Origin of the sequence: Methylopila musalis (assembly GCF_042679725.1) — a bacterium.
GTDB classification, from domain to species: Bacteria; Pseudomonadota; Alphaproteobacteria; order Rhizobiales; family Methylopilaceae; genus Methylopila; species Methylopila musalis.
In genome coordinates, this window is record NZ_JBHTMX010000036.1 from 1 (window position 1) to 21,886 (window position 21,886).

Here is a 21,886-nt window from a genome sequence, read left to right on the forward strand (position 1 = left end):
CGCCCTCGGCGCGGGTCGGCGTCACGGACGAGGACCTCGACGCGGCGCTGGCGCAGACCGGCCAGGTGCTCGACGTGGGGCGCCGCGATCTGGCCGAGCTGATGCGGCGGGCGCAGCTGCACGCCCTCAGCCGCCAGGCGCCCCGCGCCGCCTGCGGCGACGTGATGACCCGCGACGTGATCGCGGTCGGCCCTGGCGATTCGCTCCGCTCCGCCGCCGAGCTGATGCGGGAGCGGCGGCTGAAGGCCCTGCCCGTGACGGACGAATCCGCCCGCGTGGTCGGCATCGTCACCCAGAGCGACATGCTGGAGAAGGCGGTGTGGGACCAGCGCGGCCCGCATCTCGGCTTCGGCCGCCGGGTGGAGATCACCGCGCGCCGGCTGCGGGCGCCCTCGTCCCGGGTGGAGGACATCATGACCACGCCGGTGCGCACGCTGCGCCCCGAATGGCCGCTGTCGGAAGCCGCGCCGCTGCTCACCGACGACGGACTGCACCATCTGCCGGTGGTCGACGGCGACGGCCGGCTCGCGGGCGTTCTCGCCCAGACCGACCTCATCATCGCGCTGCTCGCGGCGCGGGGCGAGGACGGGCGTCGACCTCTGGAGACTTGAACCGGCGCCGCGGGACGGGAATGGTGCGGCGTCATGACCGCGACCTCCGCCCCCGCGCCCGAGCGCCTCGTCCCCTCGCCGCTCGCCGCGCTGGCGGCGGCGCTTGAGGCGCGCGGCCTCTACGCGCCGGTCTCGTTCGGGCCGCTCTCCGCGCCGTGGCGGCCGCTCTCCGCGCTCTGGGGCGACGACGACGCGGACCTGACGCGCCTGCTCCGCATGCAAGGCGCCTATTCGCCTGACCTCGACGCCAAAGGGCGCTCCGCCTATCTGGCCTCGGCCTACGCCTATGCGCTGGCGCGGCCGGTCGCGGAAGGGCTCGTGGGCTTCGGCCTTGTGCCGGACATCGACCCCGACCGGCTGGGCTACCGGCTGGAGCCCTACGTCACCCACTATCTCGACCGGGAGATCGCGCTGGAGCGGGTGCATCTGCGCTTCGGGAGCGAGAGCTTCGCGACCGACGACCCGGCGGGACGCGGCCATCCGCACGCGCGGACGCTGGCGGACCGGGCGGCGCTGATCGGGGAGGCGCGCGCAGGCCTGGAGCGCCACATGGCGCCGCTGGTCGCGCGGCTCAACGCCCTGAGCCGGCTGCCGGTCGCGGCGATGTGGCGGCTCATTGCCGACGGGACCGCCTATGCGTTTCTGGAGGCCGGCCGCCATGCCGGCTGCGAGGATCGGGCGATCGACGACGCGCTCGCCCTCCTGAAGCATCCCGGCTCGCCCCTGGCCAACAAGGAGCTGCGCTTCGTCGAGATCGCCCTGATCGACGACGCGGCGGCCGGCGCCGAGCTGATCCGGAAGCGGTTCCGCGCCCGCGGTGGCTGCTGCCGCTACTACACCGTCGAAGGGGGAGCGCTCTGCCCCACCTGCGTGCTGCGCAAGCCGCGCGAGCTGCACGAGACGCTGGCGAAGGAGATGCGGGAGGAGCTCGGGGAGGCCGGGCGTTCGGCCCGCGCGCTGGTGATGGCGGGCTGAGCTTCAGACGGCCCGAACGCCTATCCCCGGATCAGCCAGATCACGCCGACGCCGAGCACGGCCGCCGCCAGACCCACGCCGCGCAGGAGACCGTCCGGCGTTGCGAGCACATGGGCGCAGGAGCGTTTCGCCGCCCCCGGAAGGGCGGCGAACAGCACGCCCTCGATCACGAGCACGAGACCGAGGGCGGCGACGAAGTCCGTCATCGCGCCGGAGCGGGCGCGCCTGCGGACGGGAGGACGCCCGACGACTGCTCGAAGAAGCGGAAGAACGGGCTCGACGGCGACAGCACCAGCCGACCGCCGGTCTTCAGGCTCTTCTCATAGGCCTCCATCGAGCGCGAGAAGGCGAAGAAGTCCGGATTGGCCGCGTAGGCCTCCGCCAGGATGCGGGTCTTGTCGGCGTCGCCCTGACCGCGCAGCTTCTCGGCGTCGCGGTTGGCCTCGGCCACGATGACCTGCGCGTCGCGGTCGGAGCGGGCGGTGATGCCCTGCGCCTGCTCGGCGCCGCGGGCGCGGATCTCGGCCGCCTCCTGCGCGCGTTCCGACTGCATGCGCTCGAACACGGCCTTGGAGTTCTGCTCCGGCAGGTCGGCGCGGCGGATGCGCACGTCCACGATCTCGATGCCGAAGCGGTCGGCCTCGCGATTCGCCTGATCCCGGATGCGGGCCATGATCTGGTCGCGCCGGTCGCGCACGATCTGCTGGAAGGTGGAGGCGCGGATCGCCTCCAGCAGCGCGTCGGTGAGCACGTTGGACAGGCGGGCGTTGGCCTGTTCGATGGTGCCGACCGCCTGCCGGAACCGCAGCGGATTCACGATGCGGTAGCGGGAGAAGGCGTCCACCACCAGACGCTTCTGGTCGTTGGCGGTGGCTTCGCGCTCGGGCAGGTCGAGGTCGAGGATGCGCTTGTCGATGCGGGTCACGCTCTCGATGAAGGGCAGCTTCACGTGCAGGCCCGGCTCCGTCACCGTGCCCACCGGCTGGCCGAAGCGCAGCACGATCGCCTGTTCGGTCTGGCCGACGGTGTAGAGCGCGCTGTAGCCAGCTACGGCCGCAACGACCGCGACGAAGGCGGCGACGCCGCCGAAGATGCTGCGGTTCACTGGCCGCCTCCCGTCGTCACGGCGCCGCGGGACGCCGGCTGAGCGCCACGCTGCTGGGCGGCCGCGCCCAGCTGGTCGATCTGAAGCAGCGGCACCACGCCCTGACCGGCAGTCTTGGGGTCGATGATGACCTTCTCCACGCCGCCGATCACCCGCTCCATGGTCTCGAGGAACATGCGCTCGCGGGTCACGTCCGGCGCCTTGCCGTACTCCGCCAGAACCTGGCTGAAGCGCGACGCCTGACCTTCGGCCTCGGCGACGACCGCGGCGCGATAGCCCTCGGCGCGCTGCAGCGTCTGGGCCGCCTGACCGCGGGCCTCAGGAACGATGCGGTTGGCGTAGGCCTGCGCCTCGTTGGTGAGGCGGATGCGGTCGGCCTGCGCCGCCTGCACCTCGCGGAAGGCCGCGATCACGTCGCCCGGAGGCGCGATCTTCTGCAGCTGCACCTGCGCGATGTCGATGCCGGACTGGTAGCTGTCGAGCGCCTTCTGCATCAGCTCGCGCACCGCCGCGGCGGTGACCGCGGCCGACTGCACGTCCTCGACCTTGCGCACCGGCTCCACCGGCGGCGCGCCGGGGGTGGTCGGGGCCGTGACGTCGGTTTCGGGCGTGCCTTCGGTCAGGATCTGCTGGAGGCGCGAACGGCCCACCACCTCGCGCATGGCGCTTTCCGCCACGGCCTTGATGGTGCTTTCCGGGTTCTGCAGGTTGAACAAGTAGTTGGCGGCGCCGCTCGGCCGGTTGGCCGTCGGGTCGGCCGGCTTCACCATCCACACCACCGAGAAGTTCACGTCGACGATGTTCTCGTCGCCGGTCAGCATCAGGCTTTCCTGCGGCACCTCGCGGCTGGAGGCGGCGCGCACGCCGCTGCCGACCGCCGTGCGCATGCCGATCTCGATCGAGTTCTGCGCCGTCACGCGGGGCGTGAGCACGGTCTCGATCGGATAGGGCAGATGGTAGTTCAGGCCGGGCTGGGTGGTGCGGTCATAGGCGCCGAAGCGCAGCACGATGCCTTCCTCGTCCGCCTCGACCCGGTAGAAGCCCGAGAGCGACCACGCCACGACCGCCACCAGCGCCAGAACGAACACGCCCTTGCCGCCGGCGCCGCCGCCGGGCAGCACGCCGCGCAGCCGTTCCTGGCCGCGCCGGATCAGATCTTCCAGATCGGGCGGCGTCGGACCCTGGGGCTGGGGGCCCTGCCCCCACGGCCCGCCGGGCTTGTTTCCCCACGGGCCGCCGCCTCCGCCGCCGCCACTCTGGTTGCTCCAGGGCATCGATCGTCCTTAAGTCGAGACGGCCCAAGGCCTTGGACCGTCAGGTGGGGTCAGTCGCCGCTTATAGGCGACGGGGCCTCCGCGTTCAACGCGAGCACGCGCAAGCTTGGGGCAGGTGGCCCGCGCCGCGCGGAAAATCAATCCTTCGTCGCGCGCCGTTCGATCACGTCCGCTTCAGACCGCGCTCGCGCGCCAGATCGACGAAGGAAAACGCGAACTCGTCCCGAGGGCCGGACGGGCGCTCGTCCCGCGACGTTTCGCGCCAGAGCGAGCCGTCGTATTCGGGGAACAGCACGTCGCCCTCGGGGGTCGCGTGCACCTCCGTGAGGTGCATGCGCGCCGCGAGCGGCAGGGTGAGCGCGTAGATCTCGCCGCCGCCGGCGCTGATGATCTCGTCCGCGCCCATCTCCTCCGCCAGCGCCTCGGCGAGGCCGAGCGCGTCGGACAGCTCGTGCGCCACATGCACGCCGGGCTCGGAGAAGCCCCGGTCACGGGTCAGCACGATGGTCTGGCGGCCGGGCAGCGCCCGACCGATGGCGGCGTGGTTGCGCCGGCCCACGATCAGCGGCTTGCCGATGGTCAGCGCCTTGAAGCGCTTGAGATCGCTCGACAGCTTCCAGGGCATGTCGTTGTCGCGGCCGATCACACGGTTGCGCGCGACCGCCGCGACGATGACGAGAGGGATGCTCACTCGATGGGGCGGCCGCGCAGGCAGAGCGGCGTCCAGAGCTGCTGGACCGTGCGGGTGTCCTCCGCGCCGAGCGTCTCGATGGCGGCGTCGCCCTTGTTGTAGCGGTAGACGAAGCGCACAAGGCTGGGCTTGTCCCGGCCGATGTAGATGGTGGCCTGGCCGCACACCGCCTCGTCGCCGCCGGCGGAGCGCCGCCGGAAGTTCTCGAAGCCGAACCGCGCCGGCTGGCCGGCATAGGCCGACTTCAGCTTGGAGCGCAGCGTCTGCTCGGTCTGCGCGTAAAGCTGGGGCGTGCTCTGGGCCAGGGCCGCCGTGCCGCCCACCGCAGCCGCGACGACCAGCGCCGCTCCGATCCATATCCGCATCGTCGAAGTCCCGTCCGCCGTAACGCGTTCCACATGGCGCGGCCCCGGAATCGCCACCGGGCCGCCGCACTTCCCCTCACGCGTACACCGTCCCGCGTTCCTCCGCCATGGGGCGCCGCGCGCCGCAGGCGATGTGTTGCGCCGCGTCATCAAAGCGTCGCGCCCGCGACATCGGCCTTTCGCGCGCCTCCGCCAAAGGTCGCATGCGGGAGCCGGCGACGCGCTGGCGTCAAGGCGGGGGCCAACGATGACGCGGATGCTGAAGGCGGGACTGGTGGCGCTCGCGCTCTGTCTGGCGATCCCGGTCGGATACATCGGCTACATGCGGGCGACGGACAATTTCGGCGTGGTGCGGGCCGGCGTGGTCTACCGCTCGTGGCAGCCGAGCGCGGCGGATCTCGCCCGCTTCGCCGAGACCTACGGCCGCGGCTCCGTCATCAACCTGCGCGGCGCGGCGCCGGGCCGGGACTGGTACGACGAGGAAAAAGCGGCGGTGGCCGAGCACGGGCTCACGCTGATCGACTTCAAAATGTCGGCGACCAAGGCGCTCTCGCCCGAGCGGGCGCAGGCTCTGGTGACGCTGATCGCGCAGGCGCCGAAGCCGGTCCTGATCCACTGCAAGGCCGGCGCGGACCGTTCGGGCCTCGCCTCGGCGCTCTATCTCTACGCTGTCGGCGACCTTCCGGCGGACGAAGCCGCGCGCGCGCTGTCGCTCGCCCACGGCCATTTCCCCTGGCTCGGCAGCCGGACGGCGGCCATGGGCGCGAGCTTCGACGCCTTCGTCGCCCAACGTCATCCGCGCGACATACAAAACCGTGATTTAGCGCTACGGTGATTGCCGCACCGCACCATCACGGATCGAACCCCACGCGCCCGCATCCTGACGTCCCGTCCGAACCGGACCTGTCGAAGGGTCCCCGCCACGCCGTCGCGCTGATCGCCGTCGTTCTGCTGACGCTGGTCGCGACCCTGCCGGGGCTGTTCGCGATTCCGCCCATCGACCGCGACGAGCCGCGCTTCGCGCAGGCCTCGCGGCAGATGCTGGAGAGCGGCGACTTCGTCGACATCCGGCTGCAGCAGGAGGCCCGCCACAACAAGCCGGCGGGAATCTACTGGCTTCAGGCCGCGTCGGTCGCGACGGCGGAGGCCCTCGGCGCGCCCGACGCCGCCCGCGCCATCGGCGTCTATCGCCTGCCCTCCTTCCTCGGCATGCTGGCGGCGGCGCTCGCGACCTACTGGGCCGGCCTCGCCATCATGGACCGACGCGGGGCGCTGGCGGGCGCGGCGGGCTTCGCCGCGACCCTGATCGCGGCGGTGGAAGCTCGCCTCGCCACCACCGACGCGACGCTGCTCGCCACCGCGGTCGTCGCCTTCGGCGCGCTGATCCGCATCTATCTCGCCACACTCGAGCGACGCCCGCCCGGTCGCGGCATCGTCCTTCTGTTCTGGGTCGCGGTCGGCGCGGGCGTGCTGGTGAAGGGGCCGATCGTGCCCCTGATCGCAGGCTTCGCGATCGCGGCGCTCGCGATCGTCGACCGCTCGCTGGCCCTGCTGAAGTCCCTCCGGCCCGCGCTCGGGCTCGCGATCGTCGCCGCCATGGCCGCGCCGTGGCTCGTCATGATCGGGCTGAAATCCGGCGGCGGCTTCTTCGTGGACAGTCTCGGCAAGGACCTGCTGCTGAAGGCCGCCGGCCCGCAGGAGAGCCACGGCGCGCCGCCCGGCGCCTTCTTCGTGGCGGCCTGGGGCACGTTCTGGCCGCTCGCGCCCTATTTCGCCGCCGCCGCTCCGGGCCTCTGGGCCGCGCGGCGGGAGCCGTGGGCCAAGGTGATCCTCGCCTGGGTCATCCCCGCCTGGCTCATGTTCGAGCTCGTGCCCACCAAGCTGCCCCATTACGTCATGCCGCTCTATCCGGCGCTGGCGCTCGCCGTGGGCTGGACCGCCGCGGACGGCCGCATGGCGCTCGACCGCCGCTGGGCGAAGGCGCTGATCCTGCTGGTTCCGGTCGGCCCGCTGGCGCTCACGCTCGGCTTCGCGTGGCTGATCCACCATCTCGACGGCGGCGTGAACCTGCCGTTCCTCATCGCCGGCGCGCTCAGCGTCGCGCTGGCGGCGGCGGCCGTGCCGCCGTTCTGGCGCGGCCGGGCGCTGGTGTCTCTGGTCGCCGCCTTCGCTTCGTCCGCGGTGCTGACGGCGGCGGTGTTCGGCCTCGCGGCCCGCGATCTCGACGCGCTGTTCCCCATGAAGCGGCTCGCGGACACGCTGCCCGCGCTCGGCTGCGCGGAGCCGCTTTCCGCCGTCGCGGGGTTCCGGGAGCCGAGCCTGATCCTGCTGACGCGCACCGACCTCACCCTCACCGACGGCGCCGGGGCCGCCCGCTTCCTGAAACAGGGCGGCTGCCGCGCGGCCTTCGTGGAGCGGCGCCAGCAGGCGGCCTTCGACGCGGCGCTGGCGTCCGAAGGCGTCGCGCCCCGGCGGGTGGCGGAGGTCACCGGCGTCGCCATCAACGGCGCCAAGCGCGTGTCCTACGTGGTATATGGGGTCGTCCCATGACGGAGCGCCTCGTCTCCATCGTCGCGCCGCTGAAGGACGAGGCCGGCAACATCGGCCCGCTGGTGGACGAGATCGTCGCCGCCATGGCCGGCCGCGCCTTCGAGATCGTGCTGGTGGACGACGGCTCCACCGACGCGACGCCCGAGGAGATCACGCAGACCCGCCGCCGGCACCCCATGGTGCGGCACCTGCGGCGGGAGACCTCCTGCGGTCAGTCGGCGGCGGTGCGCGCGGGCGTCCGCGCCGCCCGCGGCGAGATCGTCGCGACCCTCGACGGCGACGGCCAGAACGATCCCGTCTTCCTGCCGCGCCTGATCGACGCCCTTATCGACGGCCTGCCGGAGGCGGGGCTGGTGGCGGGCCAGCGCACCGGCCGCAAGGACGGCGGCTTCAAGGCGCTCCAGTCCCGCATCGCCAACGGCGTGCGCGCCGCGGTGCTGCGCGACGACACCCGCGACACCGGCTGCGGGCTCAAGGCCTTTCCCCGCGAGCTCTATCTCGCCCTGCCCTATTTCGACGGGCTGCACCGCTTCCTGCCCGCGCTGGTGACGCGGGAGGGCCGCGCGGTGCGCCATGTGGACGTGACCGACCGGCCCCGGGGCGCCGGGCGCTCCAAATACGGCATGTGGGACCGGCTCTGGATCGGCCTCGCCGATCTCGCCGGGGTGTGGTGGCTCATTCGCCGGGCCCGCCGGGCGCCCGCCGCGCTGGAGGTGACGCCGGATGCCCGCTGACCTCGCCCACGCCGTCGGCGGCTATCTGCACGACGTGTTCGTCGCCCAGCTCGACGCCTGGATCATGCTGGGCTGGATCGCCCAGGCGCTGTTCACCGCGCGCTTTCTGGTGCAGTGGGCGGCCAGCGAAAAGGCCGGGCGCAGCGTGGTGCCCGCGGCGTTCTGGCTGTTCAGCCTCGGCGGCGGGGCGTTGCTGCTGATCTACGCCATCGGCCGCAAGGACCCGGTGTTCATCGTTGGTCAGGCGATGGGCCTGTTCATCTACGCCCGCAACCTGCAGTTCATCGTCCGCCGCGCCCGGCGCAAGGCGAGCCTCACCGCGCGCCGGCGTCAGTCCGCGGCGCCCTCCGCGAGCCGCGCCAGCGCCTCGCCCGTGGTGCGATAGACCGTCCAGCCCGCGTTCGGCCGCGCGCCGAGGCTTTCGTAGAACGCGATCGACGGCGCGTTCCAGTCCAGCACCGACCATTCCAGCCGGCCGAGCCGCTCGTCCCGGCAGCGGCGCGCGAGGTTCTCGATCAGCGCGCGGCCGGTTCCCCGCCCGCGCTGATCCGGGCGGACATAGAGATCCTCGAGCCAGATGCCGCAGCGGCCGACGAAGGACGAGAACGTATAGAACCACAGGCTGAAGCCCACCGGGGCGCCGTCCTGCTCCGCGATCTCGGCGAAGGCGCGGGGGCTCGGGCCGGACAGCGCGGCGGCGATGTCGGCTTCCGTCGCCGCCACCTCGTCGGACAGGTCCTCGTAGGCCGCGAGCTCGCGGATGAAGGCGTACACCAGCGCGGCGTCGGCCGGCCCGGCGGAACGGATGGAGACGCTCATACGGCGATCGGGGCCTTGATGGCGGGATGGGGATCGTAGCCCTCGAACGCCACGTCGTCGTAGCGCACGTCGAAGGCGGAGCGCACCGCGGGGTTGAGGCGCAGCTTCGGCAGCGGCCGCGGCGCCCGCGCGAGCTGCTCGCGCGCCTGATCCACATGGTTCAGGTAGAGATGGGCGTCGCCGAGCGTGTGCACGAAATCGCCGACGCCGAGGCCGGCGTCATGGGCCACCAGATGGGTCAGCAGCGCGTAGGACGCGATGTTGAACGGCACGCCGAGGAACACGTCGGCGGAGCGCTGGTAGAGCTGGCAGGACAGCCGGCCGTCCGCGACATGGAACTGGAACAGGCAGTGGCAGGGCGCGAGCGCCATGTCCGGCAGGTCGGCGGGGTTCCAGGCGGAGACCACGAGCCGGCGGGAGGCCGGGTTGCGCTTCAGCTCCGCGAGCACGTCCGCCATCTGGTCGATGACGCGGCCGTCCGGCGCGGCCCAGGAGCGCCACTGCCGGCCGTAGACCGGGCCGAGGTCGCCGTTGGCGTCCGCCCACTCGTCCCAGATGGTGACGCCGTTGTCGCGCAGGTAGCCGACGTTGGTGTCGCCGGCGAGAAACCACAGCAGCTCGTGGACGATGGACTTGAGGTGCAGCCGCTTCGTGGTGACGAGGGGGAACCCCTGCGTCAGGTCGAAGCGCATCTGGGCGCCGAACACCGCCAGCGTGCCGGTGCCGGTGCGGTCGTCCTTGACGGCGCCCTCGTCGAGGATGCGCCGGAGCAGGTCGAGATAGGCGTGCATGGGGCGTCGGGCCTGAGCTTCGTCGGCCCCACACTAGGCCGCAAGGCCCGGCCGGGCGAGTCCGGCCGGGCGCTCCGTCCACAAGGACCTCAGGCGGCGCGGATGCCGGCGAGGAAGCGGTCGACCTCCTGCCCGAGGCGCGCCGACTGGCGGGCGAGTTCGGCCGCGGCCTGCTGCACCTGGGAGGCGCCGAGGCCGGCGTGGTCGGCGGCGGAGCGCACCTGACCCATGTCTTCGCTGACCCGCTGGGCGCCCTGGGCCGCGCCCGCCACGTTGCGGGCGATCTCCTGGGTCGCGGCCTGCTGCTCCTCCACCGCCGCCGCGACGCTGGTCGCGATGTGGCTGAGGTCGCCGATGGCGCCGCCGATGTCCTCGATCGAGCGCACCGTGTCGCGGGTCGCGGCCTGGATGGCGTTGATCTGGGCGGTGATCTCCTCAGTGGCGCGCCCGGTCTGGCCGGCGAGCTGCTTCACCTCGGACGCCACGATCGCGAAGCCGCGGCCGGCCTCGCCCGCGCGCGCCGCCTCGATGGTGGCGTTCAGCGCCAGCAGGTTGGTCTGTTCGGCGATGCCCTGGATGAGCGCCGCGAACTCGCCGATCTTGATGGAGCCGGCGGCGAGCTGCTGCACCCGGCCCCGGGCCTGCGCCACATGCTCCACCGCGTCGCTGGCGGCGTTGGAGGTGCGCGTCACCTGCGCGCCGATCTCGGCGGCGGTGGCGGCGAACTCCTCCGCGGAGGCCGCGACTGCGTTGACGTTGGACGCCGCGTCGCTTGCGACCACGAGCACCGTGGAGGACTGGGCGTTGGTCTGGGCGGCGTTGGCCGCGAGCGACCGCGAGGTGGCTTCGAGCTCCTGCGCCGCGGCGGCGAGCGCCTGAATGAGTTCGCCGACGCTGTCCTGGAACTCGTCCGCCATGGCGGCGCGCTCCTTGCGGCGGGAGTGCGACGCCGCCTTCTCGCTGTCGGCCTGCAGCGCGCGCAGTTCGTCGCCCTCGCGCAGCGCGCCGGCCAGCACCTCCACGTCGGACCAGATCTCGCCGATCTCGTCCGCCGTCTTCTTGCGCTGGGGCAGGTTGTAGTCGCGGGAGGCGATGCGGCGCACGCCGACCGCGACCTCCTGCAGCGGACGGGCGATCTGGCGCTGAGCGATCAGGGAGGCGATCACCAGAGCCGCGCCCGCGCCGCCGAAGGCGAGCAGCAGAAGCAGGGTCAGCCGCTCGCTGTACAGCTCGTCGGAGGCGTCGCGGGTCGCCTGCGACTCCTTCATGATGTGCACGGTCAGACCGTCGATCGTGCGCTGGAGCGACGCGCGGTTGGCCCGGTTCTCGTCCGTGGAGCCCTGAGCTTCCGCGGCCCGCGGCGACACCTCGACGGCGAGGCGCGCCGTCTCGCTGCGGAACGCCTTGAAGCGCTGCAGCTCCTGCGACAGCTGATCGAAGACGCCCTGCCGGTCTTCCGGCACCGCCGTGCGCCACTTCGCGAGCACGTCGTCGATCTCCCGCAGCGCGGCGAGCAGCGAGGTCACGAACGGCTTGGCCTCGGCGGTGTCCTCCGCGGCGTAGATGCCGCGCGATTCCATCACCACCTGCGTGATGAGGCGGTTGATGTGCTCGCTGTAATAGACGCGGTCGGATTCGAGGTTCAGCCGGTCGATCTGGTGATCGTAGGCCGTCATGGTGGACATGCCGACGCCTGCGACGGCGAAGGAGACGAGGCTGAGCCCCCCGACGAGGGCGAAAATTTTGGACCGAATGCGCACGATCGTCTCCTGAGGGCCTAAGCCTCGCCACGTGCCGGAAACAGTGCCTGCACATGGTTGATGAAGCTTGAAGCCGGACGGGCTGCGACGGAGATTTCGCAAGGCTCTTCCAGCGGCCGCGCGAAGCGCCTATATTCCCGTTCGCCGGGGCGACCCGGCTATGGCGATAAACGTTTGCCGCAATAAACCCTTCGGACCCGGGGGCAGCACCCGGCGCCTCCACCCAAGCCCATGGTTTTCCGTGGGTTTCGGCGGGGGCGAAACAGGATCGACGGGGGCGTAAAGGGCGTGCTTTCGCTCGGCATGGTTCCGCCGTCATCGGGCCTTTTTATAGTTGCCAACGACAACTATGCTCCGGTTGCTCAGGCCGCGTGAGCGGTTTGAAAGACCAACTTAAAGTCCTAGCGGGTTAGCTCTGTTAGGCGGGGTTCGGAGGTACCTGGCAACAGAAACCTCCACTTCCCTTCCCTTTGCATGTCCGATCCCGTCCGCGCGGCGTCCTGTCGCGAGCGTCGAAAATCGCGTCGCGCCGCAGTGTTCCTGCGCGCGAATCCGCATTATGTAGTTCGCCATGACGACGACCGAGCCGCCCGCCCCGCCCGCCGACGATTTCATGCGCTACGACCTTCTCACGCAGAAGGCGTTGCGGGGCGTCGTTCGGGACGTTCTGGCGCGCGTCGCCCGCGAGGGCGCGCCGGGCGAGCACCACTTCTACATCTCCTTCCGCACCACCGATCCGGACGTGAAGCTGTCCTCGCGGCTGCGCGAGCGCTATCCGGCCGAGATGACGATCGTGCTCCAGCACCAGTTCTGGGACCTGATCGTCTCCGACATCGGGTTCGAGGTGGGCCTCTCCTTCGGCGGCGTGCCGGAGAAGCTGGTGGTGCCGTTCGATTCGGTGACCGGGTTCTTCGATCCGTCGGTGCAGTTCGGCCTCAAGTTCGACAATCCGGACGAGATCGAGGCGACCGACGAGGACGCTGAGCCGGACGCGGCCGAGGACGCACCGGCCGCCCTTGTCGCCGCCACCGAAGAGGCGCCCGCCGAGGGCGGCGCGCAGGTGGTGAGCCTGGACAAGTTCCGCAAGAAATAACGCTTTCGGGCCCGCGCCCCGTCCGCCGCGTGGCGGGCGCGTGACGCGCGTGCTAAGCAGCGCGCCGGATGGAAACCGCTTCCAAGCCGGAGAGCGCCCGATGACCACGACCCGCACCGAAACCGATTCCTTCGGCCCGCTCGAGGTGCCGTCCGAGAAGTATTGGGGCGCGCAAACCCAGCGCTCGCTCCAGAACTTCAAGATCGGCGGCGAGACCATGCCGAAGCCGCTGATCCGCGCGCTCGGCGTGGTGAAGCGCTCCGCGGCGCTCGCCAATCGCGAGCTCGGCGTGCTCAAGCCCGACCTCGCCGACGCCATCGCCTCCGCGGCGCAGGAGGTGATCGACGGCCGCTTCGACGACCATTTCCCGCTGGTGGTGTGGCAGACCGGGTCCGGCACCCAGTCCAACATGAACGCCAACGAGGTGATCTCGAACCGCGCGATCGAGATTCTGGGCGGCGCGCTCGGCTCCAAGACGCCGGTGCACCCGAACGACCACGTCAACATGAGCCAGTCGTCGAACGACACGTTCCCGACCGCCATGCACATCGCGGCGGCGGAGCAGATCGTGCGCTCGCTGATCCCCTCGCTCGAGCATCTGGAGCAGGCGCTCGACGCGAAGGCCACGGCCTTCGAGCACATCATCAAGATCGGCCGCACCCACACCCAGGACGCGACCCCGCTGACGCTCGGCCAGGAGTTCTCCGGCTATGTGGCGCAGGTGCGCTTCGGGATCGCCCGCGTGAAGGAGGGCCTGCAGCACCTCTATCCGCTGGCGCAGGGCGGCACCGCGGTCGGCACCGGCATCAACGCCAAGATCGGCTTCGCGGAAACGTTCGCGGAAAAGGCGGCCGAGATCACCGGCCTGCCCTTCGTCACCGCGCCGAACAAGTTCGAGGCGCTCGCCGCCCATGACGCCTATGTCTACGCCCACGGCGCGCTGAACGCGGTGGCCGCCGGCCTGTTCAAGATCGCCAACGACATTCGATTCCTGGGCTCCGGCCCGCGCTCGGGCCTCGGCGAACTGGTGCTGCCGGAAAACGAGCCCGGCTCGTCGATCATGCCGGGCAAGGTCAACCCGACCCAGTGCGAGGCGCTGACGATGGTCTGCGCCCAGGTGTTCGGCAACAACACGGCCGTCAGCTTCTCGGGCAGCCAGGGCCATTTCGAGCTGAACGTGTTCAAGCCGGTGCTGGCCTACAACATGCTCCAGTCGATCCGCCTGCTCGCGGACGCCAGCGTCAGCTTCGCCGACAACTGCGTCGCCGGCATCGAGGCGGACGAGAAGCGCATCGCCGATCTGATGGGCCGCTCGCTGATGCTGGTGACGGCGCTCGCGCCGACGATCGGCTACGACAACGCCACCAAGGTCGCCAAGACCGCGCACAAGAACGGCACCACCCTGAAGGAGGAAGCCGTGCGTCTCGGCTTCGTCACGGCGGAGGAGTTCGACGCGGTGGTGCGCCCCGAGACCATGATCAAGCCGAGCTGAGCCCGGCGCTCAACGCGGTCGCGACCTGCTTCCATAGGCCTCGCCGAACCCCCGGCGGGGCCTATGTCGTCTGCGAACCCGCCCGCCCGGCGTCAATTGACATGGGCGGCGCAAGGCGCACATTTCGCATGCGCAACATGGAATGTCGGGAGGCGAGCGCCAATGACGAGCCGCATCGTGGCCGTGGACCCGTTCGATCTCGTCGTGTTCGGCGGCACCGGGGATCTGGCGCACCGCAAGCTGTTTCCCGCGCTGTTCCGCCGGGATCACGACGGCCAGCTGACCGATCCCACCCGCGTCATCGGCGTCTCCCGCAAGGAGCTGGATCGCGACGCCTTCCGCGAGGAGGTGCGCGAGGCGCTGACCACCTTCGTGCCGAAGAGCGAGCTCGACGACGCGGCGCTGAAGCGGTTCCTGGACCGGCTCGACTACGTCACCATCGACGCGGTGGGCGACAGCGGCTGGGACGAGCTGAAGACGCTGCTGGCGGAGGGGCTCGACCGGGTGCGGGCGTTCTACCTCGCCACCTCGCCGGAGCTGTTCGACGCCATCGCCCACAATCTGAAGCGGCACGACCTCATCAGCGGCCGCACCCGCGTGGTGCTGGAGAAGCCGCTCGGCAAGGACCTCGCCTCGGCGCAGGAGATCAACGCCGCGGTGGGCGAGGTGCTGGACGAGAGCCAGATCTACCGCATCGACCACTATCTCGGGAAAGAGACGGTCCAGAACCTGCTGGCGCTGCGCTTCGCCAACGTGCTGTTCGAGCCGGTGTGGGATTCGGCCCATGTGGACCACGTGCAGATCACGGTGGCGGAGAAGATCGGCGTCGGCTCGCGCGGCGGCTATTACGACACCTCCGGCGCCCTGCGCGACATGGTGCAGAACCACATCCTGCAGCTGCTGTGCCTCGTCGCCATGGAGCCGCCGGGCGAACTGAACGCGGATTCGCTCCGCGACGAGAAGCTGAAGGTGCTGCGGGCGCTGAAGCCCATCGACGACGCGACCGTGCGCGCGCTCACCGTGCGCGGCCAGTACCGCTCCGGCGCGGTCGACGGCCAGTCCACCCCCGGCTATCTGGAAGAGCTTGGCGAGGGCGCGGAGAGCGCCACCGAGACCTATGTGGCGCTCAAAGCCGAGGTGCGCACCTGGCGCTGGGCCGGGGTGCCCTTCTACCTGCGCACCGGCAAACGCCTGCCGACGCAGGTGTCGGAGATCGTGATCCAGTTCCGCGAGACGCCGCTGTCGATCTTCGGCGCGGCCGGCGGCTTCCTGGCGCCGAACCGCCTCGTCATCCGCCTGCAGCCGGACGAGGGCGTGAAACTCTATCTGATGATCAAGGACCCCGGCCCCGGCGGATTGCGGTTCCGCGAGGTGCCGCTGAACCTCTCCTTCGCCGACACGTTCAAGGCCCGTAACCCCGACGCCTATGAGCGGCTGCTGATGGACGTGATCCGCGGCAACCAGACGCTGTTCATGCGGCGCGACGAGGTGGAGGCGGCGTGGGTCTGGGCCGATCCGATCCTGGAGGCGTGGTCGCGCCTCGGCCAGCCGCCCGCCGCCTACACAGCTGGCACCTGGGGCCCATCCGCCGCCGTCGCCCTGATCGAGCGCGACGGCCGCACCTGGCATGAGGAGGCGTCGTGACGCTGGACCGCCACATCGACCTGACCGCTTACGACAGCCGCGACGCGCTGGCGGAAGCGCTCGCCGAACGCACCGCCGACGCCCTGCGCTCGGAAATCGCCGACGGCGGCGCGGCGACGCTCGCCGTGTCCGGCGGCTCCACGCCGAAGCTCTACTTTCAAAAGCTGTCCCGCGCCGAGCTCGACTGGAGCGCCGTCACCGTGACGCTGGTGGACGAACGCTGGGTGCCGGACACCGAGCCGCGCTCCAACGCCAGGCTCGTCAAGGACAACCTGCTGCAGAACGCGGCCGCCGCCGCGACCTTCGTGCCGCTCGTCACCGACGCCGCATCGCCCGAAGGCGGGCTTCCGGAAGTGACGGAGCGGGTGGCGGACCTGCCGGCGCCGCTGACCGTCGCCATCCTCGGCATGGGCGGCGACGGCCACACCGCCTCGTTTTTCCCCGGCGGCGACCGGCTGGAGGACGCGATCGACCCCACCGGCCGGGCGCTGGTGACGCCGATGCGCGCCCAGGCCGCCATCGAGCCCCGCATCACCTTCACCCTGCCGGCGCTCGTCTCCGCGAAACTGCTGGTCCTCCACATCGAAGGGGAGGACAAGAAGCGGGTGCTGGACGAGGCGCTGCGCGGGCCCGACCCGCGCGCCATGCCGATCCGCGCCGTGATCGACCACGCCCCGCGGCCGCTCGACGTGGTCTGGGCGGCCTGACCGACGCCGAGACCTGAGAGGAGGAGTCTCCCGCATGACCCTCGACGCCCGCATCGCCGACGTCACTGAGGCGATCGTCACGCGCTCGCGCGACAGCCGCGCGCGCTATCTGGACAACATTGCCGAGCAGGCGGCCGCCGGCCCCTACCGGGCCGCGCTGTCCTGCGGCAACCTCGCCCACGGCTTCGCCGGCTGCGGCGCGACCGACAAGGCCGCGCTGAAGGGACAGGCGGTTCCGAACATCGGCATCGTCACCGCCTACAACGACATGCTCTCGGCCCATCAGCCCTATGAGCGCTTTCCGGACCTGATACGGGAGACCGCGCGGCGGTCGGGCGCGGTAGCGCAGGTGGCGGGCGGCGTGCCGGCCATGTGCGACGGCGTCACGCAGGGGCGGCTCGGCATGGAGCTGTCGCTGTTCTCCCGCGACGTCATCGCCATGTCGGCCGCGGTGGCGCTCAGCCACGACATGTTCGACGCCGCGCTCTATCTCGGCATCTGCGACAAGATCGTGCCGGGCCTCGTCATCGGCGCGCTGGCCTTCGGGCATCTGCCCGCCGTGTTCGTGCCGTCCGGCCCCATGCCGTCGGGCATGTCCAACGACGAGAAAGGCCGCATCCGCGGGCTCTACGCCGAACGCAAGATCGGCCGGGCTGAGCTTCTGGAGGCGGAGAGCGCGAGCTACCATTCGCCCGGCACCTGCACGTTCTACGGCACGGCGAACTCCAACCAGATGCTCATGGAGATCATGGGCCTGCATCTGCCGGGCGCGAGCTTCGTGCCGCCGAACACGCCGCTGCGGGACGCGCTGACCCGCGCGGCCGTGACCCAGGCGCTCGGCATCACCCGCGCGGGCAACGGCTACGCGCCGATCGGGCAGATCCTCGACGAGAAGGCGTTCGTGAACGGCGTCGTCGGGCTGAACGCCACCGGCGGCTCCACCAACCACGCCATCCATCTGGTGGCGATGGCGAAGGCGGCGGGCATCATCCTCACCTGGGACGATTTCGACCGGCTCTCCGCCGCGACCCCCCTGCTCTGCCGCATCTACCCCAACGGCTCGGCGGACGTGAACCACTTCCACGCCGCCGGCGGCATGGGCTTCCTGATCCGCGAGCTGCGCGGCGCGGGCCTGCTGCACGACGACGTGCTGACGGTGATGGGCGCCGGCCTCGCCGAATACGAGAAAGAGCCCACGCTGGTGGGCGACGAGGTGGTGTGGACCGACGGCGAGGCCGCAAGCGGCGACGCCTCGGTGCTGCGGCCGGCCTCCGACCCGTTCCAGCCGGACGGCGGCCTGCGGGTGCTGACCGGCAATCTGGGGCGCTCCGTCATCAAGGTCTCGGCGGTCGACCGCGACCGCTGGGTGGTGGAGGCGCCGGCCCGCGTGTTCACGACCCAGGACGATCTGGAGGCCGCGTTCCGCGCCGGCGAACTCGACCGCGACGTGGTCGTGGTGGTGCGCTTCCAGGGCCCCAAGGCCAACGGCATGCCGGAGCTGCACCGGCTGACGCCCTCGCTCGCCGTGCTGCAGAAGCGCGGGCACAAGGTGGCGCTCGTCACCGACGGCCGCATGTCCGGCGCCTCGGGCAAGGTGCCGGCCGCGATCCATGTGACGCCGGAAGCCGCCCATGGCGGCCCGATCGCCCGCCTGCGCGACGGCGACGTGGTGCGGCTCGACGCCGAGGCCGGCACGCTGACGGTGCTGACGTCTGCGGCCGAGTTCGACGCCCGCGAGCCCGAGACGCGGGCGACCGAGCCGCAGTTCGGCATGGGCCGCAACCTGTTCGCCGCCTTCCGCGCCACGGTGGAGTCCGCCGAACTTGGCGCGACGCCGTTCTGACGCCAGCGTCCGCCGGCCCGCGCCTCGTCCCATTTTGACGCGCCCCGGCGCGGGCGGCCGTTCGCTCCGCGCCGGAAACGCCCTATCTTGCGCGGCGATCGCGGCGATTCACGGCGCTTGCGCCCCCTCGCCCGTGACGACGTCCCTGTGCCGGAGACTTCGATGTCCACCACCGCCGCCCTGTTCCACCGTCTCGCGGAGCACCGCCGGTCGCTGGAGGGCGCGTCGCTGCGCGCGCTGTTCGACGCCGATCCCGAGCGGTTCGAGCGCTTCTCGGTCACGCTCGACGACCTGCTGTTCGACTACTCCAAGACGAAGGTGACGCCGGAGACCGTGGCGCTGCTGGTGGAGCTCGCCCGCGCCGCCGGCGTCGAGGAGCTGCGCGACGCCATGTTCCGGGGCGAGAAGATCAACCTCACCGAGGACCGCGCGGTGCTGCACACCGCGCTGCGGGCCGCGCCGGACGCGCGGGTGCGGGTGGACGGCGCGGACGTGATCCCCGACATCCAGCACGAGCGGGCCAAGGCCTACCGCTTCGCCAACGGCGTCCGCAACGGCGCGCTGCTCGGCGCCACCGGCGAGACCTTCACCGACGTGGTGAACATCGGCATCGGCGGCTCCGACCTCGGCCCCGCGATGGCGGCGCTCGCGCTCACGCCTTACGTGCAGAAGGGCCTGAAGGGCCACTTCGTCTCCAATGTGGACGGGGCCCATCTCGCCGACACGCTGAAGGAGCTGGAGCCGACGCGCACCCTGTTCCTGGTCGCGTCCAAGACCTTCACCACGCAGGAGACCATGGCGAACGCCCACGCCGCCCGACGCTGGCTCGCCGGCGGGCTGGGGGAGGCCGCCGTCGGCGCCCATTTCGCGGCCATCTCCACCAATGTGGAGGCGGTGGAGGCGTTCGGCGTCAGCGAGGGGCGGATGTTCCGCTTCTGGGACTGGGTCGGCGGGCGCTATTCGATCTGGTCGGTGATCGGCCTGTCGCTCGCCATCCTGATCGGCCCGAAGAACTTCGACGCCTTCCTCGCCGGCGCCCGCGAGATCGATGAGCACTTCCGCGACGCGCCGCTCGAGGAGAACATCCCGGCGCTGATGGGCCTGATCGGCGTCTGGCACCGCAACGTCTGCGGCTACGCCGCCCAGGCGGTGCTGCCTTACGACCAGCGCCTCGCCCGTTTCCCCGCCTATCTCCAGCAGCTCGACATGGAGTCGAACGGCAAGTCGGTGACGCGCCACGGCCATCCGGTCGCGGCCGCCACCGGGCCTCTGGTCTGGGGCGAGCCCGGCACAAACGGCCAGCACGCCTTCTACCAGCTGCTGCATCAGGGCACGAACGTGATCCCGGCCGACATCCTGATGGCGGCGACCCCCCACGAGCATGTGGGCGACCAGCACGCCATGCTGCTCGCCAACGCGCTGGCGCAAGGGGAGGCCTTCATGCGCGGGCGAACCGAAGGCGAAGCGCTGGAGCAGCTCGCCGCCGCGGGCGTCGACGCCGCGCAGGCCGCAGCGCTCGCGCCGCACAAGACCTTCCCCGGCGACCGGCCGACCTGCGCCCTCGCCTACCGGGTTCTGGACCCGCGCACGCTCGGCCGCCTGATCGCGCTCTACGAACACAAGGTGTTTGTCCAGGGGGCGATCTGGAACATCAACTCCTTCGACCAGTGGGGCGTGGAGCTGGGCAAGGAGCTCGCCAACCGCCTGATCCCGATCGTGAAGGGCGAGAAGCCCGCCACCGGGCTCGACGGCTCCACGCGCGGTCTGGTCCGCCATCTGGAGCGGCTGCGGGAGGCGTGACCCTGGAAGCACTCCAAAGCGCGCTTTCGCATCCGCTTTCATACGAACCTTGACTTCACCTCTTCGCAAGCGCACATATGACCCGTCGCTCACTTTAAGCGGCCCATAAGCGCCTTGGCCGCGTGACGCTGGCCCCTCGCCAGAACTGCCAGGCGCGAAAAAACAATCCATCGACAGCCCAGATCACGCGGGGCGCGTCTCAACGCACCCGCCGTCGCCGCGCATTCGCGTTCCGCGAACCCGCGCCCGCGCACGGCTGCACGAAAGACTTTATGCACGTGACGACCTTCAAAGACCTCGGCCTCTCGGAGCCCATCCTTCAGGCGCTCGCGGCGGACGGCTACGAGACGCCGACCCCGATCCAGGCTCAGGCCATCCCCTCGCTGCTCGCCGGCCGCGACCTGATGGGCATCGCCCAGACGGGCACCGGCAAGACCGCCGCCTTCGCGCTTCCGATCATCGAGAAGCTGGTGGCCAATCCCCGCATAGCGCCCCGGCGCGGCTGCCGCGTGCTGGTGCTCTCCCCCACCCGTGAGCTCGCCAGCCAGATCGCGGACTCGTTCCGCTCCTACTCCAAGAACCTGAAGCTCTCCATCGCCGTGGTGTTCGGCGGCGTGGCCGCCGGCCCGCAGGTGCGCAAGCTCGCCAACGGCGTCGACATCCTTGTCGCCACCCCGGGCCGCCTGCTGGACCACGTGGACGGCAAGATGCTGCGCCTCGACCAGGTGGAGTTCTTCGTGCTGGACGAAGCCGACCAGATGCTGGACCTCGGCTTCATCCACGCCATCCGCCGCGTGGTGCCCATGCTGCCGCACCGCCGGCAGACGATGTTCTTCTCGGCCACCATGCCGAAGACCATCAAGGACCTCGCCGACACCATGCTGACCGATCCGGCCACCGTCGCGGTGACGCCGGTCGCCAAGACCGCCGACCGGGTGGAGCAGAAGGTGATCTTCGTGGAGCAGAGCGGCAAGAAGGCCGTTCTGGCCGAGCTGCTGCGCGATCCCACCATCGACCGCGCGCTGGTGTTCACCCGCACCAAGCACGGCGCCGACAAGGTCGTGCGCCAGCTCGAGGAGGCCGGCATTGGCTCCGCCGCCATCCACGGCAACAAGAGCCAGTCCCAGCGCGAGCGCGCCCTCGGCTCTTTCCGCACCGGCCACATCAAGATCCTGATCGCCACCGACATCGCCGCCCGCGGCATCGACGTGGACGGCGTCACCCATGTGGTGAACCACGACATCCCGAACGTGCCGGAGTCCTACGTCCACCGCATCGGCCGCACCGCGCGCGCCGGCGCCGAGGGCGTCGCCTACTCGCTGGTCGCCAATGACGAGCGCATGTATCTGCGCGACATCGAGCGGCTGATCCGCCAGTCGATCTCCGCCGAGGACCGCCGTTCCGAGGCCGGCAAGGCCGAGCCGGAAGGCGACGGCGCGGCGTCCCAGAAGGTGCGGCAGCAGCAGCGCCAGCCCCGTCCGCAGGGCCAGCGTCCTGCTCAGGGCCAGGGCAAGCCGCGCCAGCCGAACGCCTCGCGTCCGAACCACGGCGAGCCGAACCGCGCGCACGAGCAGCGCCGCCCGCAGGGTCACTCCGCCCAGCTCGGCGCCCGCGCCGAGGGCGGCCGTCGAC

At 71.0% G+C, this 21,886-nt stretch carries 21 protein-coding genes and 1 other RNA gene; 14 read left to right on the forward strand and 8 right to left on the reverse strand.

Features of this window, described 5'->3' with window-relative positions; all coding sequences use genetic code 11:
• Both ACFQ4O_RS06605 and ACFQ4O_RS06610 read left to right on the forward strand, forming a co-directional pair.
• Positions 1 to 611, forward strand: a 611-nt coding sequence (locus tag ACFQ4O_RS06605; protein ID WP_378774883.1) for a CBS domain-containing protein, incomplete at its 5' end; no start/stop codon positions are given.
• 33 nt (positions 612 to 644) lie between these two features.
• Positions 645 to 1,586, forward strand: coding sequence for a (2Fe-2S)-binding protein (locus tag ACFQ4O_RS06610; RefSeq protein ID WP_378774884.1), 942 nt, complete (start codon positions 645 to 647; stop codon positions 1,584 to 1,586).
• Between the two features lie 20 nt (positions 1,587 to 1,606).
• Here ACFQ4O_RS06610 and ACFQ4O_RS06615 read toward each other — a convergent pair whose 3' ends face one another.
• The 5 genes from ACFQ4O_RS06615 to ACFQ4O_RS06635 all read right to left on the reverse strand — a co-directional run bounded on the left by ACFQ4O_RS06615 (position 1,607) and on the right by ACFQ4O_RS06635 (position 5,021).
• Positions 1,607 to 1,792 (reverse strand): DUF2065 domain-containing protein, encoded by a 186-nt coding sequence (locus tag ACFQ4O_RS06615; protein ID WP_378774886.1) that lies wholly within the window; start codon positions 1,790 to 1,792, stop codon positions 1,607 to 1,609.
• Positions 1,789 to 2,691 carry a protease modulator HflC gene (gene hflC, locus ACFQ4O_RS06620; RefSeq protein ID WP_378774888.1) on the reverse strand — a complete coding sequence of 301 codons (903 nt, stop codon included), beginning with the start codon at positions 2,689 to 2,691 and terminating at the stop codon, positions 1,789 to 1,791. The genes ACFQ4O_RS06615 and hflC overlap by 4 nt, the downstream gene beginning before the upstream one ends.
• Positions 2,688 to 3,965, reverse strand: a complete 1,278-nt coding sequence (gene hflK, locus ACFQ4O_RS06625) for a protease modulator HflK (RefSeq protein WP_378774889.1) — start codon at positions 3,963 to 3,965, stop codon at positions 2,688 to 2,690. Before hflK ends, hflC begins: the two co-directional genes overlap by 4 nt.
• A gap of 163 nt (positions 3,966 to 4,128) precedes the next feature.
• Positions 4,129 to 4,656: a dihydrofolate reductase gene (locus tag ACFQ4O_RS06630; protein WP_378774890.1), complete on the reverse strand. Its 528-nt coding sequence runs from the start codon at positions 4,654 to 4,656 to the stop codon at positions 4,129 to 4,131.
• The gene (locus tag ACFQ4O_RS06635; RefSeq protein ID WP_378774891.1) at positions 4,653 to 5,021 is read right to left on the reverse strand and encodes a hypothetical protein; all 369 of its coding nucleotides are present in this window, start codon (positions 5,019 to 5,021) and stop codon (positions 4,653 to 4,655) included. The genes ACFQ4O_RS06630 and ACFQ4O_RS06635 overlap by 4 nt, the downstream gene beginning before the upstream one ends.
• Before the next feature lie 247 nt (positions 5,022 to 5,268).
• On the opposite strand from ACFQ4O_RS06635, the gene ACFQ4O_RS06640 reads away from it, so the two are divergent.
• From ACFQ4O_RS06640 to ACFQ4O_RS06655, 4 genes are read left to right on the forward strand one after another with little or no spacing between them, the layout of a single operon-like run.
• The gene (locus ACFQ4O_RS06640) at positions 5,269 to 5,856 is read left to right on the forward strand and encodes a tyrosine-protein phosphatase (RefSeq protein ID WP_378774892.1); all 588 of its coding nucleotides are present in this window, start codon (positions 5,269 to 5,271) and stop codon (positions 5,854 to 5,856) included.
• Positions 5,853 to 7,571 carry an ArnT family glycosyltransferase gene (locus ACFQ4O_RS06645; protein ID WP_378774893.1) on the forward strand — a complete coding sequence of 573 codons (1,719 nt, stop codon included), beginning with the start codon at positions 5,853 to 5,855 and terminating at the stop codon, positions 7,569 to 7,571. Before ACFQ4O_RS06640 ends, ACFQ4O_RS06645 begins: the two co-directional genes overlap by 4 nt.
• Positions 7,568 to 8,305, forward strand: a complete 738-nt coding sequence (locus ACFQ4O_RS06650; RefSeq protein WP_378774894.1) for a glycosyltransferase family 2 protein — start codon at positions 7,568 to 7,570, stop codon at positions 8,303 to 8,305. Before ACFQ4O_RS06645 ends, ACFQ4O_RS06650 begins: the two co-directional genes overlap by 4 nt.
• Complete coding sequence (locus ACFQ4O_RS06655; protein ID WP_378774895.1) at positions 8,295 to 8,690, forward strand: lipid-A-disaccharide synthase N-terminal domain-containing protein; 396 nt, start codon at positions 8,295 to 8,297, stop codon at positions 8,688 to 8,690. The genes ACFQ4O_RS06650 and ACFQ4O_RS06655 overlap by 11 nt, the downstream gene beginning before the upstream one ends.
• On the opposite strand, the gene ACFQ4O_RS06660 is transcribed toward ACFQ4O_RS06655, so the two are convergent.
• The 3 genes from ACFQ4O_RS06660 to ACFQ4O_RS06670 form a co-directional block, all read right to left on the reverse strand.
• Positions 8,636 to 9,124, reverse strand: coding sequence for a GNAT family N-acetyltransferase (locus ACFQ4O_RS06660; protein ID WP_378774896.1), 489 nt, complete (start codon positions 9,122 to 9,124; stop codon positions 8,636 to 8,638). The two genes, ACFQ4O_RS06655 and ACFQ4O_RS06660, sit on opposite strands and share 55 nt — an antisense overlap.
• Positions 9,121 to 9,915 (reverse strand): thymidylate synthase, encoded by a 795-nt coding sequence (locus ACFQ4O_RS06665; protein ID WP_378774897.1) that lies wholly within the window; start codon positions 9,913 to 9,915, stop codon positions 9,121 to 9,123. The genes ACFQ4O_RS06660 and ACFQ4O_RS06665 overlap by 4 nt, the downstream gene beginning before the upstream one ends.
• Positions 9,916 to 10,004: 89 nt before the next feature.
• Positions 10,005 to 11,675 carry a methyl-accepting chemotaxis protein gene (locus ACFQ4O_RS06670; protein WP_378774898.1) on the reverse strand — a complete coding sequence of 557 codons (1,671 nt, stop codon included), beginning with the start codon at positions 11,673 to 11,675 and terminating at the stop codon, positions 10,005 to 10,007.
• Between the two features lie 103 nt (positions 11,676 to 11,778).
• Here ACFQ4O_RS06670 and ssrA point away from each other — a divergent pair.
• From ssrA to ACFQ4O_RS06710, 8 genes are all read left to right on the forward strand, one after another.
• Positions 11,779 to 12,135, forward strand: a transfer-messenger RNA (tmRNA) gene (ssrA, locus tag ACFQ4O_RS06675).
• Between the two features lie 111 nt (positions 12,136 to 12,246).
• On the forward strand, positions 12,247 to 12,768 hold the full coding sequence (locus tag ACFQ4O_RS06680; protein WP_378774899.1) for an SspB family protein: 522 nt from the start codon (positions 12,247 to 12,249) through the stop codon (positions 12,766 to 12,768).
• 100 nt (positions 12,769 to 12,868) lie between these two features.
• The gene (gene fumC, locus ACFQ4O_RS06685) at positions 12,869 to 14,260 is read left to right on the forward strand and encodes a class II fumarate hydratase (RefSeq protein ID WP_378774901.1); all 1,392 of its coding nucleotides are present in this window, start codon (positions 12,869 to 12,871) and stop codon (positions 14,258 to 14,260) included.
• Positions 14,261 to 14,422: 162 nt separating this feature from the next.
• Positions 14,423 to 15,904 (forward strand): glucose-6-phosphate dehydrogenase, encoded by a 1,482-nt coding sequence (gene zwf, locus ACFQ4O_RS06690; protein WP_378774902.1) that lies wholly within the window; start codon positions 14,423 to 14,425, stop codon positions 15,902 to 15,904.
• Positions 15,901 to 16,611, forward strand: coding sequence for a 6-phosphogluconolactonase (pgl, locus tag ACFQ4O_RS06695; protein ID WP_378774903.1), 711 nt, complete (start codon positions 15,901 to 15,903; stop codon positions 16,609 to 16,611). Before zwf ends, pgl begins: the two co-directional genes overlap by 4 nt.
• Before the next feature lie 34 nt (positions 16,612 to 16,645).
• Positions 16,646 to 18,454, forward strand: a complete 1,809-nt coding sequence (gene edd / locus ACFQ4O_RS06700) for a phosphogluconate dehydratase (protein ID WP_378774904.1) — start codon at positions 16,646 to 16,648, stop codon at positions 18,452 to 18,454.
• A gap of 162 nt (positions 18,455 to 18,616) precedes the next feature.
• Positions 18,617 to 20,254 (forward strand): glucose-6-phosphate isomerase, encoded by a 1,638-nt coding sequence (gene pgi / locus ACFQ4O_RS06705; protein ID WP_378774905.1) that lies wholly within the window; start codon positions 18,617 to 18,619, stop codon positions 20,252 to 20,254.
• A 278-nt stretch (positions 20,255 to 20,532) separates the two neighbouring features.
• Positions 20,533 to 21,886 (forward strand): DEAD/DEAH box helicase (locus tag ACFQ4O_RS06710; protein WP_378774906.1); only part of this gene is annotated, 1,354 nt, incomplete at its 3' end.